Annotated in this window: 14 protein-coding genes and 1 pseudogene; 1 reads left to right on the forward strand and 14 read right to left on the reverse strand. The window is 31.9% G+C overall.

The window, feature by feature from the left end; all coding sequences use genetic code 11:
• The 6 genes from ILA26_RS05635 to ILA26_RS05660 form a co-directional block, all read right to left on the reverse strand.
• On the reverse strand, window positions 1-1568 hold a 1568-nt coding region (locus ILA26_RS05635; RefSeq protein ID WP_292895141.1), incomplete at its 3' end, for a glycosyltransferase.
• Between the two features lie 417 nt (window positions 1569-1985).
• Complete coding sequence (locus tag ILA26_RS05640) at window positions 1986-5501, reverse strand: bifunctional glycosyltransferase/CDP-glycerol:glycerophosphate glycerophosphotransferase (RefSeq protein WP_292895144.1); 3516 nt, start codon at window positions 5499-5501, stop codon at window positions 1986-1988.
• A gap of 248 nt (window positions 5502-5749) precedes the next feature.
• Window positions 5750-6433 carry an amino acid ABC transporter ATP-binding protein gene (locus ILA26_RS05645; protein ID WP_292895147.1) on the reverse strand — a complete coding sequence of 228 codons (684 nt, stop codon included), beginning with the start codon at window positions 6431-6433 and terminating at the stop codon, window positions 5750-5752.
• A gap of 11 nt (window positions 6434-6444) precedes the next feature.
• The gene (locus ILA26_RS05650; RefSeq protein WP_292895150.1) at window positions 6445-7095 is read right to left on the reverse strand and encodes an amino acid ABC transporter permease; all 651 of its coding nucleotides are present in this window, start codon (window positions 7093-7095) and stop codon (window positions 6445-6447) included.
• 34 nt (window positions 7096-7129) lie between these two features.
• The gene (locus ILA26_RS05655; RefSeq protein ID WP_292895153.1) at window positions 7130-7960 is read right to left on the reverse strand and encodes an amino acid ABC transporter substrate-binding protein; all 831 of its coding nucleotides are present in this window, start codon (window positions 7958-7960) and stop codon (window positions 7130-7132) included.
• Between the two features lie 163 nt (window positions 7961-8123).
• Complete coding sequence (locus ILA26_RS05660; RefSeq protein ID WP_292895155.1) at window positions 8124-9182, reverse strand: acyltransferase family protein; 1059 nt, start codon at window positions 9180-9182, stop codon at window positions 8124-8126.
• Window positions 9183-9684: 502 nt separating this feature from the next.
• Between ILA26_RS05660 and ILA26_RS05665 the strand changes: the two genes are divergently transcribed.
• Window positions 9685-10617: an FkbM family methyltransferase gene (locus ILA26_RS05665; RefSeq protein ID WP_292895157.1), complete on the forward strand. Its 933-nt coding sequence runs from the start codon at window positions 9685-9687 to the stop codon at window positions 10615-10617.
• On the opposite strand, the gene ILA26_RS05670 is transcribed toward ILA26_RS05665, so the two are convergent.
• From ILA26_RS05670 to ILA26_RS05705, 8 genes and pseudogenes are all read right to left on the reverse strand, one after another.
• Complete coding sequence (locus ILA26_RS05670; protein WP_292895159.1) at window positions 10618-11649, reverse strand: glycosyltransferase family 2 protein; 1032 nt, start codon at window positions 11647-11649, stop codon at window positions 10618-10620. It lies immediately after the preceding gene.
• A gap of 7 nt (window positions 11650-11656) precedes the next feature.
• Window positions 11657-12976, reverse strand: a complete 1320-nt coding sequence (locus tag ILA26_RS05675; protein ID WP_292895161.1) for a hypothetical protein — start codon at window positions 12974-12976, stop codon at window positions 11657-11659.
• Window positions 12977-12992: 16 nt separating this feature from the next.
• A complete protein-coding gene (locus tag ILA26_RS05680; RefSeq protein WP_292895164.1) occupies window positions 12993-14060 on the reverse strand; it encodes a glycosyltransferase family 2 protein in 1068 nt (355 codons plus the stop codon).
• 4 nt (window positions 14061-14064) lie between these two features.
• Window positions 14065-15996 carry a glycosyltransferase family 2 protein gene (locus ILA26_RS05685; protein ID WP_292895167.1) on the reverse strand — a complete coding sequence of 644 codons (1932 nt, stop codon included), beginning with the start codon at window positions 15994-15996 and terminating at the stop codon, window positions 14065-14067.
• 7 nt (window positions 15997-16003) lie between these two features.
• Entirely contained in the window at window positions 16004-18190 is a 2187-nt protein-coding gene (locus ILA26_RS05690; RefSeq protein WP_292895170.1) for a bifunctional glycosyltransferase family 2 protein/CDP-glycerol:glycerophosphate glycerophosphotransferase, read from the reverse strand.
• Window positions 18191-18199: 9 nt separating this feature from the next.
• Window positions 18200-19165, reverse strand: coding sequence for a LicD family protein (locus ILA26_RS05695; protein ID WP_292895173.1), 966 nt, complete (start codon window positions 19163-19165; stop codon window positions 18200-18202).
• Window positions 19166-19228: 63 nt separating this feature from the next.
• Window positions 19229-20167, reverse strand: coding sequence for a LicD family protein (locus ILA26_RS05700; protein WP_292895176.1), 939 nt, complete (start codon window positions 20165-20167; stop codon window positions 19229-19231).
• A 10-nt stretch (window positions 20168-20177) separates the two neighbouring features.
• Window positions 20178-20585, reverse strand: a pseudogene (locus ILA26_RS05705) (hypothetical protein); the annotation flags it as partial.

Raw genomic sequence — 20585 nt, forward strand, 5'->3', positions numbered from 1 at the left:
ATAATTTCATTATTCAAATCATGATCAATACTGAAATAATTATTTTTGTATAATTTTGCTTTAGATTTCTTAGATTTCAAATCCCATCTAAGTCTAGCAAAATAATTATAAACAACATCTTTCTGTTTGAAACATACTAATAACTTATTTTCACCTAGGAAATCCTCATTGCCTGCAATTGTTGATAAAGGAATATAAACTTCATATCCTGCAGCATCATATGAAATATTACTGCCATATCTGATAGTGTATGTCAAATCCGAAGCAGGTACATTTTTATATTTTAATGGCATTTTTTTATGAGATTCAGTATTAACTAAATAAAAAGAATAATCCCTATCGTTAAAATCATCGTCTTTCAGACCGGGAATAATTGTAACTCCGTTAATAGTTATCTGTTTTTTATTTATTGAAAGTTTGTCAATGTACCTAATATAATGATTTTTATTTCTGATGAATTTATCTATGCATAAATCGGATTCACCAAATAATTCTTCATCAACTTTAACAATGGTATGGTCATTAGTTGAGTAACCCTCCGCTTTATGCAGTTCATACATTTGAAAATTAATTATGGATATTAATTTCTCTAAGTTATTTTCTAATAAATATTTATACTTTAGACAATCTATTTCATTTAATTTGTCAATATCACTCAAATTTATATTTTCCTTGATATAATCAGAAATTAAACTAATTATTTCTTCTGATGTTTCAACAGATGTGGCATTTAATTTATTAATAAAAATCATCAAATCTTTTGAAAGCCATTTATAAATTTTCATGCTTAATAACTTTTCATTATTGACATTATCCTTACAAAAATCATCAACAACCTTCATTACATGAATTCTATCTTTTAAATTAACCGTTTCTTTAGTTTTTTGAGTAATAGATTTTGAGCTTTCTCTTACCCTCCATAAATAACAATTTTCATAAATTATAGAAACATGATTAGTATAATAATGTAATAAAAAAGATACAGGTATATCTTCATATAAAATACCTTCCGGATATTTGAATCCGTGTTTTTTCCAAAATGAATGCTTTATTAATTTATTCCATGCGGTTGTATCGTAAAGTAGTTCTGGACTTTCAGTGATGTGAGTTACTTCTTTTATTCCAGACATAGCTATTTTATGAATATCTGAATCCCAATAATTTTTGGAATCAAAACGCCAAACGCCACCAATAACCATATTAGAACCGTTCTTGACTGCAAGGTCATACATTCTTTCATAAGCGTAAGGCCTAATCAAATCATCTGAATCCAAGAAAACAATATAATCTCCTTCAGCGAATTCACATCCATAGTTTCTGGCATGTCCCAAACCTTGATTCTCTTCATATATGTAATCAACATAATCAAATGAATCTGCATACCCTTTAGCAATTTCACCACTTGCATCAGTAGATCCATCATCCACTAATATGACTTGAAGATTCCTCTCATAGCCATCAGTTAATTTTTTATTAATTAGTGTTTGTGCTAAAACAGATTCAATACATTCCTCTAAAAATTCTTGAACATTATAAATTGGAATAATTACACTAACTCTAGTTTTCATTATAAATTCACACATAAAACAATTAATTAATCAAAATATTTTTACATTAATTTATGTGAATAATAGTATTTAAATTTTTAAAAAAAAGCAATAAAACGTGACGATTTGAATTTCTTTTTCATTCTAACATTTATTTAGTATTGTTGAACGTTAAATCAAATTATAGTTAAATTAATTGGTCAAGTAGATATGCAGTTAAAAGTTCAATTAATATACATATAATATACAAAAAAATACATTTTTGCTATTAAAAAATTAATTTAATGAGATACTTTTATTTTTTGCAACCCGTGCAGAAGGTTTAATTTTATTATTGTTTAACATTCACAGTAATAAAAAATCAAACATGACCTCAGATTACAACATTGATTTAAGTAAAACATCCAATATAAATAAATTTCCTGTTAATACAGAAAATTACTTGATAAAATGATAGCCTATTTTTGAAACAATTTTATTAACAGATTCTTTAACTGAATTACCCTTATTATTTTTAAAGACATCATTGAATATTAACTCAGAAGATTTTCCAGTCTCATATTGATTGAATTTCTCTTGGAATTTATGCCTATCTTCCTTATACTTCTCTTCAATACTCTCAATATTAATAATAGCATTTTCAACATCCTTTGAGGTATATAATAAAGGTCCTGGATTATATTCCTCCAAATCGAAATATGTTCCCCTGATGCTGTTTGCATACTCTTCCATATCATAGGTGAAAAGTAATATTGGCCTGTCTAAAATAGCATAGTCAAACATTGCAGAGGAATAGTCCGTAATTAATATATCTGAAACCAAATACAGCTCTTCCATTGATCCGTATTGAGATAAGTCAAAAATAAACTCATCATTTTCCAACTGATTTAATTTATTGCTTGCTAAATGATGCATTCTTAAAACCAAAACATATTCGTCAGATAATGATTTTTTAAATGAATTTAAATCTAACATTAAATCAAAACCATTTTTCATACGCCATGTCGGAGCATAAAGAATCACTTTTTTATCCAATGGAAGTCCTAATTTTTCCTTTAATTTATTTATTTCATCAGAATTATTTTTTGAATAAAGAATATCATTTCTTGGATATCCAGATTTCAATATTTCTCCATCATAATCAAAGCATCCTTTTGAAAGTCCAGCTACATAATCACTTTGAACCAAAAGATAATCCCAACGACTGCAACGATCAATAAATTCTTTTTTACTTTCTTGAGAATTGAAATCCTGCTTTACATCTAAACCTAAAGTTTTTAGTGGAGTCCCATGCATGGTTTGAATATAAACCTGCCCATCTCTTTTTATGAATTCATTACTAAAATTTACATTGTCACAGAAAAATTTAGAAGTTGCTAAATAGTAATAATACTTCAAAGAATGTTTTCTAACTCGTTTAGCATTTCCTGTTATGCCCTTATGTTCATCAACAAATGACCAAATGCATTCATAATCAGGATAATTTTCATTAATGTACTCATAAAGATATCTTGGATTGCAACTAAATTGTTTTCCCCACATCGATTCGAACATGACGCGTTTTGGATTAATAGGCAATTTTCTAAACAATTCATATTTTGTTTTTGAAATTTCTTTTCTTTTGATTGGAGTATTTTCATTTTCAGGCCATTTACGAGTTGACCTTATCCTTAATGTGCTTTTTCCACTACGGTACAGTTTATAATCGTATGAATCTTCAGAGTATTCATGATTAAACATATCCAATAGGTATATTGGTGTTGAAAAAACAATTCCATCAATTTCATATTTTACATATAAATCATGAACTCCCTGATAAAGGTTTTTAAGGATATTTTCATTTGCAAAATTAAAATTGAAGTTAATTTTATTCTCCTTTAAATTAGCAGAAGAAATAGGTACATCTTCAAAGTTAATCTTATCCTTCAAGTATAAAACTGCTGAATTCAGATTATCAAGTTCTTTGATTGAATATAAATTGACGTCCATATTAACTGTTTGATTATTGCTAGATATCTTTGTAATCAAAGAAAGATTATCAACTCTTTGAATGTCCAAATGATAGTCTCTCAATGCATTTATAATAATTTGGCCATCACTTGAATTTAAATACAATTGCTTTTTATCCTTATACACAATAGGCTCGTCATTTTCATATCTAATTTGACCCGGAATATTACTTATTTTTTCCAAATCAATGAAATATTCTTGCTTTTTCTCATTATAATCAAGAGGAACCTTATATGCATCATTTATCAAATCATCATCATAACATAAAAACAGATCCCCATTATGCACAGGACTGTTAATGCAAAGTTGCCCATCTTCAATAATGACCTCATCATAGCAGTATTTAATAGGATTAATATTTAGAATTAATTCCTTAAATTCATCATATACAATGGAAAAGTATGTATTTTCATATATTCTTGCTTTTAAGTTACTTGATGCAATAACTCTTTTTTTCGGTTTTGATAAAAAATAATTATAAACTACATCATCCTGTTTGAAATTAACTTCAATCCTATTTTCACCGGCAAACTCAGGATTATCAATAAGTTTGGAATATGGAACATGAACCTGAAAACTAGCTGAGTCATAAGATAATTTATTTCCATATCGTATATTAAATTCTGATGGTAAATTTTTAGATTTGACATTATCAAACTCAAGTGGAAGTTTCTTATGAGAATCGCTGTTCACTAAGTTAAATGAATAGTCCCTTTCATTAAAATCCTTAATTTCAAGACCTGGAATGATAGTATATGCCTTTACAACCAGTTCATTTTTCTTCAATGCAACCTTTTGAATATTATTCCTTTTATAATCTTCTTTAATATACTGGTCTATGATAAAAGGAGAAGTTCCAAAAACATCCTCATCTACATCGATTACCATATGAGGTCCATTTGAATAAACTTCCGTGAACTTTAATTCTTTTTTTTCAAAATTAATTAATTTAACAAGCTTGTCAAATTCATCATTCAATAAATACTCATATTTTAACTTGTCAATTTCATTCACGTAGTTTAAATCATTTAAATCGATGTTTTTATTAATATAATCAATTAATAGATTTCTAAACGGAATTGACTCATCCTCAGTCTGTTTAACAAGAGTGTCAATATACATTTTCAAGTCGATATTTAACCATTTAATAGTTTTTGTGAGATGTAACTCCTTTTCATTAACATTTTCATTATAAAAATCATCAACCATCTTCAATACAGAAAGCCTATCCTTTAGGTTTTTTGTATCATCAGTTGTTTGTGTGATTGATTTGGACATTCCCTCACGAATCCTCCATAGGTAACATGTTTCATAGATTATGGATACCTTGTCAGCCAAGTAATGCATTGGCATACTAACTGGTATATCTTCATATAGTATTCCTTCAGGGAATTTGAAATCGTGCTTATCCCAAAAGCTTTTTTTAATTAATTTATTCCATGCAGTAGTATCGTAAAAGAGTTCTGGACTTTCTGTAATATGTGTGACTTCCTTTGTACCTGAAAACGCAGTAAGATGTATTTTTATACGTGATGTATTTTTGGAATTGAACCTAGTCACATTCCCAATTGTAAAATCCACATCATTCTTAACTGCTGAGTCATACATCCTCTCATAAGCTTTAGGAGGAACAATGTCATCCGAATCTAGGAAAATAATATAATCCCCTTCAGCGAATTCACATCCATAGTTTCTGGCATGTCCCAAACCCTGATTATCTTCATATACGTAATCAACATAATCATAAGAATTCGCATATTCCTTAGCTATTTTACCACTATCATCAGTAGATCCATCATCAACTAAAATGATTTGAAGATTTCTCTCATAACCCTCAGTTAATTCTTTATCTATTATGCTTTGTGCTAAAACGGAATCAATGCATTCATTTAGAAATTCTTGCACATTATAAACCGGAATAATAACGCTGACTCTTGTTTTCATTACAACTTCACACATAATTTAATTTAAAAAAATATAATCATAATTTAATATGTGGATTATAGTATTTAAATTTAAAAAGATAAATACATCAGATAAACTAATGAATTAATGAAAATATGATTAATTTGTATACATAAACCCTTAATGGAATTACATATTTATCATAATGTCTTAAAGATAACTAAAAATAAAAAAACAAAGAGGATATAATTATAAAAAAAATAGTTAAAAAGATTAAATAAAATTATTTAATCGTAGAATTTTCCCAAAAATTCCTTCATTCTTTGATTATCAGATGAGAATACCTCTTCAGGTGAACCTTGCTCTACAATAACACCATCATCCATGAATATGATTGTGTCAGCCACATTACGTGCAAAGGTCATCTCGTGAGTTACAATCACCATGGTCATGTGTTCTGCAGCCAATTCCTTTATTACGGTGAGAATCTCACCGGTCAATTCAGGATCCAATGCTGAAGTTGGTTCGTCAAAGAACAATATGTCAGGATTCATCGCAAGTGCTCTTGCAATGGATACCCGTTGCTGCTGACCCCCGGACAATTCGCAGGGGTAAGCGTCTTCCTTATCTTCAAGACCCATTTTCCTAAGCAAGTCTCTTGCATGTTGGAATACTTCTGTTTTATCTCTTTTTTGAACTCTTAATGGTGCATTTGTAATGTTTTTCATTACAGAGTGATGTGGGAATAAGTTAAAGTTTTGGAACACTAATCCAAAGGTTCCGTCAAAATTGATATCTCCACTGTCTTCGGTTTCCAAATCTGTAATGCATCTGAGCAATGTTGACTTACCAGAACCTGACGGTCCGATAATTGCAAGAACTTCGCCCTTTTCAACGCTGAGAGAAATATCTTTCAAGACTACATTATCACCGAAACTCTTCTTTAAATTTTTAATTTCAAGCAAACTCATAATATTTCCCCCTATTCATAATAATCCATTCTTTTTTCAAGATATTCCATAACAAATGCAACGATAATATTGAATAAATAATAAAATATACCTGCAACAAGCAAAGCCGCAATTGATGCGTCCGCAGCTGCAATCTGTTTTGCAACGGTGAACATTTCAGGTATAGCAATAACAAATGAAAGTGAAGTGTCCTTTACGAGTGTTATAACTTCATTAGTTACAGAAGGAAGAATTACCTTAAACACTTGAGGCATGATGATTATGAAAAATGTCTCGATTTTGGAATAACCAAGAACTTGTGCAGCTTCATATTGTCCACTATTGATTGATTCGATACCACCACGATAGATTTCTGCAAAGTATGCTGCATAGTTTATTGTAAACGCTATAATTACAGCGATGAAACGATAATCCGCAGAAAGACTCATGCCGAATACATAATATGGTGCAAAGAAAACAATGATCAACTGAAGCATTAACGGTGTTCCTCTCATGATTGAGATATAAATCTTCATTAGCCACCTGAGCGGCCCAAATTTACTCATTCTTCCTCCAGCTACAAGTAAACCAAGAGGAAGAGAGAATAATAATGTAAGTAAAAATATCTCAATGGAAGTAATCATACCTCCAAGCAATTGTGAAATTACATTACTTAAAATCATATAACTAATTCTCCCCTCTTAACTTAAAATATGTTTATGGTTGGATTAAAGCATCTTCGGAAATACCGTATTTTTCAGCGATTTTAGTAACAGTACCATCTTTAAACATTTCATTTAAAGTGTCTTGTACTTGGTCTTTTAATGCGTCATTTCCTTTTTTGAATCCAATACCGTATTTTTCAGTAGTAATGTACTGATCTAATACTTTGAAATTGTCTGGATTATCTTTGTTTTTGATGTCGTATTCTCCAACACCAATATCCATAGCAATAGCGTCACATGCACCGGATTCTAAGTCCATGAATGCAGTGTTATAGTCAGCTACTTCAGTTAAAGTTCCAAAAGTATCAGCGATAGTTTTGTTGTCCCCTTGAAGAGCAGCTAATGCTGAGGAATCTTTTTGTGTTTCAACAGTTTTTCCTTTTAAGTCATCAATTTTGCTGATTCCGGAATCTGATTTTACAATGAATACTTGTTTGTTATCAAAGTAAGGGTCAGACCAGGTGTAATCGTTTTCCCTACCGTCAATAGTGAATCCGTTCCAAATACAATCGATGGAACCAGAGTCGATTTCAGCATCTTTTGCATCCCAATCAATAGGTTGAGCTACAAATGTCCAATTGTTTCTGTCACATACCTCTTTTGCTAAGTCTAAGTCGAAACCAGTGTAGTTTCCACTGTCGTCCTTATATCCGTATGGTGGGAATTCAGCATCAAAACCTACAATGAATGTGTTTTCATCGTTGTTGGTTGCATTGTTTGCGTTGTCCCCTCCTAAAAAGTCAAATAAACCAGCGCTTGCAGTACCCATAACTAAGAAAGCTACTAATACTAAAGCTAATATTAAACCTATCTTTTTATTCATTTAAAACACCAAATAGTTATAACTATATTTAAGTAGAAATAAAATTCTACCTAAATTTATGTTTATAAATCAAGATATTTATTTATTATTATTAGAACATGTATAAAATAAAATTAAAAATGTTATATAATCAAGATTGTTAAAACTAGATTACATATTAATTTTAATAATATCCTGACAGATTCTTGATATAAGGAATTTTACCCAAAATTGCAACAATAATCCAAGTACTGAAAAATGTAGCAAGTGACAATCCTATAATTAATAGGCATATCTGTGTTCCAGTGAAATCCATAGGTTGAACGTAATGATAAAACATGAAAGTTGGAATTAAATTTATTAAATACATTCCATAACTTGATCTGCTTACGGATAATACGAATTTTGAAATCAAATTAGTTTGTAATACGTTTTTAATCTGTCTAAATGGAATTGCATCTGATTCATAAATATATTTACACAATAGGAAGAATGATGAAGCTTGCATTATCTCAAAAATGCTTACATCCACCCAGGAGGATAAAATTGGAGATGTATTGGCTACAAAATCCTTTGTGATTGTCCCAAAATGAAATTGATGACCCCATATCTTTATAGCAGTCGATACAATAAAAATAATCAATGCCAGCACAACAATTTTATTTGCACTCATGGCAAAATCTTTTTTAGATAAGTAATATCCTAAAATAAGGTATCCCAATGGAGACAGGAACAGTGTTAAATAAAGATATTGTTCTATTTTGAAATAATATGTGATTTGGTAAAATATTGACGCAAAAACAAATATTGCTATAAAATACCTCAATTCATTAAATGAAGAATTTTGAACATATTTATTAATTACAGGTATACTTAAATAAACACCCAAAATCATCCAAAAATACCATCTAAACGCTAAAACATTCTCAACTTGATAATTAGTACTATTTAATAATATAACTATTATAAAAGCTGTTAGAAAATAATAAAATATAAAAGGAACAACAATACGATTAACTTTCTTTTTAAAAAAATCAACTATCTCAATTTCCCTATTCAACAATAATGCACCACTGACCATGATGAAAACCGGGACCCCAAATCTTACTATTTCACAAAATGAGTAAATAACTACTCCATTTAAGATTTCAGCAGATTTCCATACCATAAATGCATGAATAGTAATTATCGCCAAAATTGAAAAAACTTTTAATAAATCTATATACTCTAATCGATTTGCCATTAGATGATATATACATGATACTATTTAGTATTATAGAAAATAATCATAATTTCAAATATTATTATTTAAACACAATAAAATCCTTAATTAAAAAATACAACGCTCTTATTATAAATAAACTCATAGTTTAATACAATAATGATACCAAACAATACATTAATATATATGAAATAATAATAATCTTATTTAAATATCTAAAAAAACTTCATAACTCAATAAATTCTACATTAATCAAAAATACTACGAATTACAATAGAGTAAATTCAAGTTATTGAGTTATTTTTGAAATATTTAAAAAAAAATTTAAATTAAATTAATAGAAGGGAGATCATTGAATTTAAAAGAAAAAATATTGTCAAAAAGTAAATCTTATATGCATTATAAAGAGAGAAACAAATCGTTATCAAAAAATAATAAGAAACTTAAAAAAAAGAACAAAAAGCTCAAAAAAGATTTACGAAAACGAAAAAAAGAATTAAAACTTGCAGAATCCAAAGCCAATATGACCTTAAGAGAAAAATATGATAATGATTACGAAAGATTTAGTTACTTTTGTGACAAGGGCCAAATGGATTTTTACTTCGATGAAAACTTTGAAGACAAACTAAAAGAAGTCACCAAAAATTTAGACTCAAAGGAAAAATATTTTTATAAATATCTCTTTTTAAGAAGTCTCTTTGTAAATTTCATCAGAAAAGACACATTTTACACTGAAGAGGAACTTGAAATTCAAAAGGAATTTACAGAATTTAGAAAAAACAATATTGAAGGAAACAATATTGCAGGATTTAAATTCAGTGGAGGTTACAATCTACATCCATTCATTGGTTTTTCTTTAGATGAAACCAGTTTGGACTATTTAAAAGACAAGGACATTATTGATGCAGGGGCTTTCACTGGAGATACATCTTTACCATTATCCAAATTAACTAATGCTAATGTATATGCTTTTGAACCATTTGATGAGTCATATGAATTGTTAAATAAAAATATAAATGATAACGATATAAAAAATATCGTTCCTGTAAAAAAATCATTAGGCAACATTGATGGAACAAGAAGTTTATATTTAGCTGGTCAGAACGTGCAGGGAATTACCAGTGATGCAGATTTCAGAGAATATGACGTTGAACTTAAAGTTGATGAAGCTAAAATTGACACATTCGTTAAAGAAAATAACTTGAATGTTGGATTCATTATCGTTGATGTCGAAGGTGCAGAATTGGATTTATTGGAAGGTGCGAAAAATACAATAATTACACAAAAACCTATCCTAACCATAAGCATCTATCATAGGATGAAGGATTTTGCTGAAATTATTCCATGGATTGCCAATTTAGATTTGGGATATGAATTTAAGATTTTAAGAGAATCACCATGGTCACTCCTATCCGATACCAGCGTTCTGTGCATACCTAAAGAATTCAAAAAATAGTTATTTTAAAATTTTTTTAATTGAATCAGAAACTTTCTTGCTGAAAGATTTTGATTTTTTATTTCTTTTTTTAGATTTTTTATTTTTTATTTCATAATTTGAATAATTATCTGAGCTTAAAACAAGTTTGTATCCTTTAACGGCATACTTTTTGATTGTCTTTTTATCCTTGATGGTGATTTTTTCAAACTCTTCCTTTGCCTTTCTAAAGTATTCATCGGACCTTTCGCTTTTTAGGTATAAGAGTATCTGTGCTATTTTAAAAAAGACAAACTCGTTTTCCAGCTCATCGTAATGGCCAGTTTCACGTAAATAGTCCTCAACCATATCGATTACCTTGAATATGTCAAATCCATTGGCGGAAGAATTTAAAATTGAATCGGGATTTGACCGGTAATTGTAGAAAAATTCGGGAACAAATGATAATCTTTCCGCCTCAATCATCAGCTTCACATGGACAGGAACGTCCTCAAAATTCAAACCTACAGGAAATGAAACATCCTTGATGAATTCTCTCCGGTATAACTTAAGACAGGCTGAAAATGCGGAATTCATAACATGCCTTTTGACATCCCTATACGTGAAGGCGAAGTTGTCATAGTCAATGTCTCCGAAAATCTTGTCGATCTTGAATTCTACTCCCCTCTTGTGAACATTCTGGAAGTCGTCAAATGTCTTGAACTTGAACAGTGCCATGTCTGAATCATTTGATTTTATATTGCAGTATAACCTTTCAAGAGCATCCAATTCCAGATAATCGTCAGAATCAATGAAATAAACATATTCTCCGCTTGCATGTTTCAATCCGCTGTTACGAGTTGCGGCAAGTCCCTGATTATGCTGGTTGACTATTGATATCCTGTTGTCATTGCCTGCATATTCCTCCAGTATCTCAAGGGAATTGTCTTTTGAACCGTCATTGACACAGATTATCTCAATGTCCTCAAATGTCTGATTGCAGATGCTGTCCAGGCATTGTCCCAGATAGTCCTCCACGTTATAAACCGGAATGATTACTGATATCTCAACCATAATATCACTAGAATAGCTTAAACCTTTTATTTGGCTTTTCTTTTAATTGTCTTTTCAACTTTTGATTTTTCCTGAACTCGTTTTCAAAAAGCTCATTTAAACTGGTTAGCCTCTTTTGATAGTAATCGTCACTGAATGAGTAGCCCTCATCGCCATGGCCGTTTTCTTCAAGAATCTGAACCAGCACCTCACAGGAGCTTTCATAATCTGAAATGCATGACTTGTATCTGACATCACTTTCAGATAGTGTGCTTCCATCTTCACAAATGGCCCAGATATCTGTTGAAGATCCAAGATAATCAGACAGTTTTGATGGCAAATATGGGTTGACCGGAAAATTGCCCTTGGTGTCTACATCATTTACAACCAAGACATCGAATCTTGTTGTTGAATTTAGAAACTCCAAGTAAGGCAACGGCTTTCTAATCTTTATATTCTCTTTCGCATCCAATGTGGAGATTAACCTTTTAATCAACTTGTTGTCCTTGATGAATATGTATAACCTGATTTTATCCTTATGTTTATGGTTAAGTGATTCAATGGAATAAAACAGCCCTTCAAAATGACGCTTGCCATAGTAGTCCCCTCCAAAATAAGCAACGTTAATGTATTCATCATTCAATTTTAACTTGGATTTTTTAATTTGATAGTATTCCTCAGGCAATGTAGGATGAGCCTTAACCTCGCTTTTGGACAAAACATGGCTTGAAACATCAACAGGAAACTGTTCAAGCATTATCCTTCTTTGATTTTCATTTGTGAAAATTATATTGTCAGCAAACAGATAGACAAGATATTCCGCTATGAAATATGCTGATGAGTCATACTCGATTAGTGGAAAGTCGCCATCCAACTTGGCAATCTTACTGTTAAGCCCATCAATGTATGATTTATCGTCAACAATCATCTGCTTATATGTCTTTTCTTTATTTGACAAGTCAAAAATTAGTGGATCGGAGAATTCTGCGGTCCAAAAAGTGGATTCATTCACAAACTTGTACTCACAGGCCAGAAAATGATTGGACATCATCCATGATCTTGAGTAAATCTTATCATAATCCTTCTTAATGGCACTGATTCCCTTTTTGATGAATTTTGATATGCATTCCCACCAGTCAGGCTCACAATTCATGTCTATTACTATCTCATTTCTAATGAATTGGCTTACATAATCGCTAAAGTCATTGCTCTTAAAATCAGCATCTGCATGCAATACATCAACCAACCGGTTATTTTCAATTATCCTTTTAGCCACTGTTATTCCTGAAACGTTATCTGATGGTGGAAATAAAAGTGAAATAACTAATTCATCGCATTGTTTTTGCATAATTACATATTTTATTTTAATGTTTAAAAAGCTTTTTTAGGGGATTGGTTGATTTTGGAATTTTTTTAGCAAGTTTATTGTTTTCCTTTTGAAGCTTGTTGATTTCCCTTTTCAAATCAAATATTTCAATGGACAACTCAAATTCCTCATGAGTTTTTGAATTTATTGCACTGAAAAATATCTCACGGCTCCTCTTGTTGGCCAAGTCCAAAGAGCCGTCGTTCTCATACCTTTCCATTTTATTTTCAAAATCACGTTTTATCTCATCAAAGAAATCGGCCTTCAATTCCTCCGGAACCTGAGAGAACCTTAAGAATATGTCCCTGCATTGGCGATTGAAAAGCTTATGCTTGACCTCATCATATTCACCGGATTTTATGATGATGTCATTTATTATATTGTAGATTGGAATCACGTTGCTGAACTTTTCAAAATTGGACTGTATTGTTGAATCCTTATGAATGCGTCTGAAATAATAATACTTATCCTTAAAGTACACCCTTTTGGTTTTAATAAACATTTCCATGAAAAACGCATTGTCCTCAAATATCAATCCCTCGTTGAATCTTATATCTTCAATCAAGTCCCTGCGATAAAGCTTTCCCGGTGCGGTCACTGAGATTCTAAAAAGCAGGTCCTTCACATCAGAGTAACAAAACACATCATCCCCGACACGGTCTTTGAGCAAATCCATTTCAAAATAGGAATACTTGGACAATTCCCTTGTTTCGTTGTCAAAATCTATTATTTTAAAAATCAGCAGGTCAAGGGATTTTGATTCCATGATTTCATAAAGTTCCATTAATGTATTTTCCTCAAGATAATCATCTGAATCCAAAAATAGAATATATTCCCCTGTAGCCTCTTTCAATGCATTGTTTCGTGAAGCTGATTGGCCCTGGTTTTCCTGATTGATTATTTTAACAGGATATTTTTCAAGAATTTCAAGTGAGTTGTCGGTTGATCCGTCATTTACACATATAATCTCAATGTCTTGAAAAGTCTGGCCTAAAACACTCTTAAGGCATTCGTCCAGGTAGCTTGCGGTGTTATAGACTGGTATGATGATTGAAATCTTTGTCAAAAAATCACCGTTTTCCAATATTTTTTATGTCATCTACCAATTTTACGGCTTTACGGGATTTGTAATCTTCTATTTTTTTGGCTAACCTTTTATTAGTTTCTAAAAGCCTATTATTCTCATTAACTAACCTTTCATTCACGTCCATCAAGTTCTTAATGTTGATGATTGAGGATTTGTTCGGTTTATTTGAGATATAAATCTTATTTCTCTTATTCTTGAATCTCACAATTGAGTTTCCATTTTCGAACTTGAATTCTCTATCGAGCTTGATTGAATTGAATGACTGAGGTGAATTCAGCTCATATTTTCTTATCACGTATCTTGTAAATTCATCATAAGGGATTGTGAAATAGAAACTTCCAGAATCTGAATAGTAGTTCACAGGAAAAGCTGTCTCATTGTATGTGACGAAGTTTGTAAGGATGACATTATTTATCTCATTAATGGACCTGCAATAGAATGTGAACATTCCCTCCTCAAGTGTGATGTTTTCCACAACAATTTGATTTTGTGTCTTTTTCCTGATGTCAAGATACAATATGTTGTTTATTCCAATTCCAAGGTCAATGTCGTAATTAGCATATCTTATTGATTTTCTATTATAATTTTTTAAAAGAAATTCCCTATTAAAATCTTTTGACCTATATGTGACTTTGACTTTTGAGTGATCCAAATCCTTGATTAAATTTAATGGAATTGAAAACATGTTATTATGTAAGTTAAGTGGGAACTCTCTATTTTTATTAATCAAAGAAACGATAATTTCATGAGGATATTTTTTAGGCAAAATGGAAAATTTCTCAGTGAACTCAATGAATAAGTTTTCATCATCATTATAAACTCCACTTACAAAAGCGTCATACTCCTCATCATCGCCCATGAAATTGTAATCAATCAAGTCAAGATAATTTTCGCCTATGTCCAGTTCCATTTGTGGATTGAACTTGAATTCATCTTCCAAATGTGCAAATGACAGCAATGCAGTGATGTCCCTATTGTCCACCATTTCATATAATATCTTCAAATAGCTATTAAGGTTATCCCTCAATTGGTTCGGAATGAAATCCAAAATCTCGGCCACACCATCCATCAAGTCAATGTAATGCATGCCAGGATAATTTCGAATCTTTTTAAGGGAGGTTTTCAAATCATGTTTCAGCCATTTATCATAAACCACATATTTTAGCCTATTATCCAAGGCATACTCCAACATCATTGAATTGTAAATTTTCAAGATGCCCATACGGTCTGTGAAATTCCTGACATCATCATTCTTTTGTGTAATTGATGATTTGTCCTTTCTTAGCCTCCAGAAATAAAAGATGTTTTGAGAAAATCCGATGGATTCCGCATTGATATATGCTTCAAATGAGAACAATAAGTCCTCATAGTAAGTATTTTTATTGATAAAACGAATATTGAATTTATCCAAAAATTCCTTCTTGAACAATTTGTTGCAGGTTATGGTGTCCCATAACATGTTAGGATACTCATCCAATCTAAAAGATCTGACACTGCCGTTAAAATCAATGAATGCCTTTTTAAACAATACGTTTTCCCAAATATTAAACTCGCCGAATTTCAGGATGTTTCCAACAATAAAGTCATTGTCATGATTGAACTTGTATAGGTTTTCATAAGCCTTAGGAGGAATGTAATCGTCAGAGTCCATAAAATGAATATATTCACCTTTAGCGAAATTCAAACCATAATTACGGGCAATTCCCTGACCCTCATTTTCCTTATGATAAGCATGGAAATTATCGTATTTACTTGCATACTCATCTATGATAAATCTAGAATTGTCTGTTGAGCCATCATCAACCATAATCACTTCTATATCATCAATCATTGTTTGATTGAGAAGTGAACAAAGTGTTTCCTCAATGTAGTTTTCCACATTGAATACAGGCATTATAACAGAAATCTTTACCATATTACACCTATTTCCTTATTGCTTCATCAATTCTTTTGGAAGCGTTTCCATCCTCAAAGCTGCAGAACCTTTCATAAAACGCATCATATTTCTCTGCATATTCCTCTTTCAAGTCTTCAATATTCACTATCGCATCAATTACTTCCTCGGTTGTTTTAAGCAAAGGACCTGGAACTTCTGAGTGGATGTCTATGTAAAATCCTCTCAATACATTTTCATATTTGTCCAAATCATATGTGTAGTACAATATTGGCCTTCTGAGATTTGCATAATCAAAGAATACGCTTGAATAGTCAGTTATCAATATGTCACTGATCAGGTACAATTCTGCAATGTCATCATATCTGCAAACATCATATGCAAAACCCTCATACGGAGACAAGTCAAGCTTATCTGCAACAAAATAATGGGTCCTGACAAGAACTATATACTCATCGCCAATTGCTTCCTGCAACTTATCCAATTCAAGCTTCAAGTTGAAATGCATTTTACCGGCATCAAAATACTCATCATCCCTCCATGTAGGAGCATACAGGACAATTTTCTTATCTGAAGGCAAATTCAACTCATCCTTGATTTTTTGAACCTGTTCAGGTGTTGCATTATATAAAATATCATTACGAGGATAACCGGTTTCAAGCATTTCACCATCATATGCAAAAGCACTGCGCAAGACCTTGGTAGTGTATCTGTTTGGTGAAATGAGATAATCCCACTCCTTGGCCACTTTAATATAAGACTTTTTAATATTAGGATCTCTTGTGTGAACATTTCCTATGTCAAGACCAAGTTTCTTAAGGGGAGTTCCATGCCATGTTGAGATGATTTTCTGGGAGTCCCTCTTATGCAATCTTGAAGCCTGACGGCCATTAATAACCCAGTACTTTGACCTTGCCAATTCCTTATAGTATGCAAGTGAGAACCTCTTAACCTTCTTAGGGTTTCCTGGAATCTCAACATTCTTGTCGTTTATCACCCATACGTAATCCAGCTCATCACCATATGTATTGTACAGGTATTCATAGAGATACTTAGGACTGTCTGAATAGAACTTACCTAAAAAGCTCGCAAACATGACCTGCTTGTCATTGATTGGCTTTCTGTTGTAATACCTGAAGTAGATGAATGTCTTGAATCTCCATCTGCTTTTGAAGACACGTATGGTCTTTTTGTAATTTACCCTTAACTTTATGAACTTGGTCAATTTTTTGATATTGTTTTGCTGAAATGCCTTGATTTCCCTTTTCTGAAAAAATGACAGATAATCCATGTTGAATTCATAGGAAATCTTCTGCATAATCTCGAAAACAATTCCTCTCCAATTATCGTCTTTACTATGTAAGAAATTAGGGCCGAATACCTTATAGTAATAGTCAAAGAATGTATATGCCATCTCATCCTTCAGCAGCTTGTATTTCTCCTCATGGCCCTTGAAATAAAGATCATTGACAACATTCAACACATCCCTATATGCAGTTGCATAGCTCAAGAACGGATCGCCGTGGTCTTCCTGATTAAGTGAAGTCAGGTTAATGGGGTCGTCCCTGTTTCTTTTGGCATATAATGCGTTTTCAACACCTATAAATGTATTCAAGTTTGGTAAGATTGAAGTTAAAAATGAGTAATCTGAATAGAATCTTTCATTTTCATCAAATAATGTGTCTCCAATGCATTCCTTTCTAATAAGTGAATGGAGAACTGACAATATTTCCTTCTTATTGGTTTTGGTACCCACCAATAACCTCATTGAAAATTCCATATCGGACAACTTGCCCTTTTTGAGTGGTTCCCTACTCTTTTTGGTGAACCTTTCCTCAAATCTTTCACGAATGAATGCTGTTGCCATCCTTTCCCCATTGATTAAATCGGCATGAGTGCTTTTAGCCACATTGACCAACTTATCCAATGAATCATAATACAGATAATCGTCTGAATCGATGAAATATACGTATTCACCTTTTGCAATCTTCAATCCCTCATTTCTTGCCTTTGCAACACCTATTCTTTCAGGGAATGTTTTTGTGATAATATTGAAAGTGTACTCTTTTAGCAAATCGTCAATGTTTTCATGATTCCCATTCAAAATTAGAATGACCTCTGCGTCAGTCAAGTCTTGTTCGGCCAATCCATCCAAACAGTCTTTCAAATACCTTTCAACGTTGTCGAACGGGATAATAATACTAAGAAATGTCATTATTCACCTTTAATAATTTTTATTTGCATCTTTAAGCATCTTAATACCTTCGTCAAGAAGCTCATGAATGTTTTCCTTTTTGTTGAATTTATGTAATCTTCCATGATCTCGTATCTTGGCAGGTATCTTCATATAGTTTTTTCCATAGATATCAATGATATATTTTTTTGTATCATTAGGAGCTGGGAAATCATATTTTCCAAATTTCAACCTTTTAAGCGGAAATACTCTATCCCTATCCATATATATTTGCCTATACATTGTATATTTCGGAATGTTTCCACGGACATTGTCAATGCCTCCAAGGACATATTTCTGCTCATCCAATGTCAAGCCAAACCTTTCGTTGAATATATCGATATATTCCTCAAGGGTGAACTCATCCGGGTTATGATAATACTCTCTAAAAGAATTGTTGAACTCCTCCCTCAGGTCATCATCATACTTTTTCATATAATCATATGGGAAGAAATCAACTCCTATGAATTTAGCTCTTATAGTAGGGTGTTTATATGATAATTGATACCATCTTTTTGACTTGTTGTTGTGTTTATCTATTTTAAAATCCGCAATAAGATTTTTCAAGTTGTTCTCTTGAATCTCTTTAGGCAATACTTCCACCAGTCTATTATAATCATTCCTCATCATTCCAACGTCCAAATCATCATCCCAAGGGACAAAATCCCCATGACGTAAAGATCCAAGCAATGTTCCGTAATCCATCCAGTATTCTATATCATGCTTGTTGCACACATTATCCACAAATTTCATGAGTTCATAGGACAATTCGCGCATTCCCCTTAAAAATGGAGTTGGTTCGAGAGTGTAAAATATAAATATGTTGTTAAGATATTCCTGATGTGTATTGGCTAACTTTTTTAACTTTTCAAATTCTTTACGAGTTACAAACTCTTCTTCATTAAACTCAAAGTCATCATTTGAAGAATTATTTCCTTTAATCTTATCAAAAAGCATTATAAACACCTAACATATTAAACTATATTGTTTAGGTTATATAAAATTTTAGTAAAAATAGGTTTATTTAAAATTTTCATTAGCTTTTATTAATTCTTTTTTGGATTCATACAACTTATCCATAATGTTAGGCTGTTTTTTATACCTGTTTAAACGACCATGTTCTTTTTTGGTCTTGCCTATCTTCATATGATGTTTGCCGTAAATCTCACTCAAATAATTTTTCGGATTGTTTGGTGCTAAAAATTCGTATTCGCCAAACTTGATTCTCTTAAGAGGCATCAAATCTTCTGTTTTAAGAATTTTAAATACTGAACCTGTCCTGAATCTGCCTCCATCAACACCTGCAATGAAATAATCTGTTTTTTCCAGCGAAAGGTTCAATTCCCCACAGGTCTCATCCAATGCATCCTTGAGGCTGACATCACCCTGCCATGCCTTGAAGAATTTGGGGCGTGTATTGTGAAAAAGCTCAATGTAATCATCATCGTATTCAGTGATGTAGTCATATGGAAAAACGTCTATTCCAACAAATTTTCCATTGAACTCCTGACGTTTGCAATTTATCTGGAACCATCTTCTGGTGCCTGGTGCCCAACTAGGATCCTTGAACCATGCCTCAACATGTTTCAAGCCGCTGCGTTCAAATTCCTTAGGAAAAACCTCAAGAAACTTGTAGTAGTCCTCCCTGAGCATTCCAACGTCCAAGTCATCATCCCAAGGGATGAAGTCCTCATGGCGAACAGCTCCCAAAAGGGTTCCGAAATCAAGCCAATATTCCAAATCATACTTATTGCAGATATTGTCAAAGAACTTTAACAGCTCATAAGATATGTCTCTCATCAGCTCCAAATATGGAGTTTTCTCCAGTTTATGGAATACAAAAATATTATTCAGATAATCCTGATGGGTATTAACCAGCTTTTTCAATTCATTGAATTCCTTTTTGGTGGGATAATCGGGAATTTCAGATTTCTTGTCGTTTTTAAATCTATCAAACACTTGCAAACACCTATATATTTAACTTTCTGTTGACTTCCTTTATCATCTCATTGGATTCCTCTAGCATTGCAATGATATTCGGCTGCTTAACATAACGATTCAGCCTGCGATGGTCATGAATGCGATTTGGTATCTTCATGAAGTTCTTACCGTAAATCTGCTTCAAGTAATAATTAATGTCATTCGGAGCATTGAACATCATGTCGCCGAATCTGACCTTTTTAAATGGATAAACCTTATCTGTTTCTATAACAGCAAATGAATACATGTCAACCTTTCCGCGAACGTCTTCGACACCCGGAATCATATAGTCTTCAGGGTCCATACTCAAATCAAGCTCTGAATATACCTTTTCAACCACCTGATTGATATTCAGCCCTTCAGTTCTTCTTTTGAAAAATTTGGCTCTAGACTCATA

Origin of the sequence: Methanobrevibacter sp., from assembly GCF_017940815.1 — an archaeon.
Classification (GTDB): domain Archaea; phylum Methanobacteriota; class Methanobacteria; order Methanobacteriales; family Methanobacteriaceae; genus Methanocatella.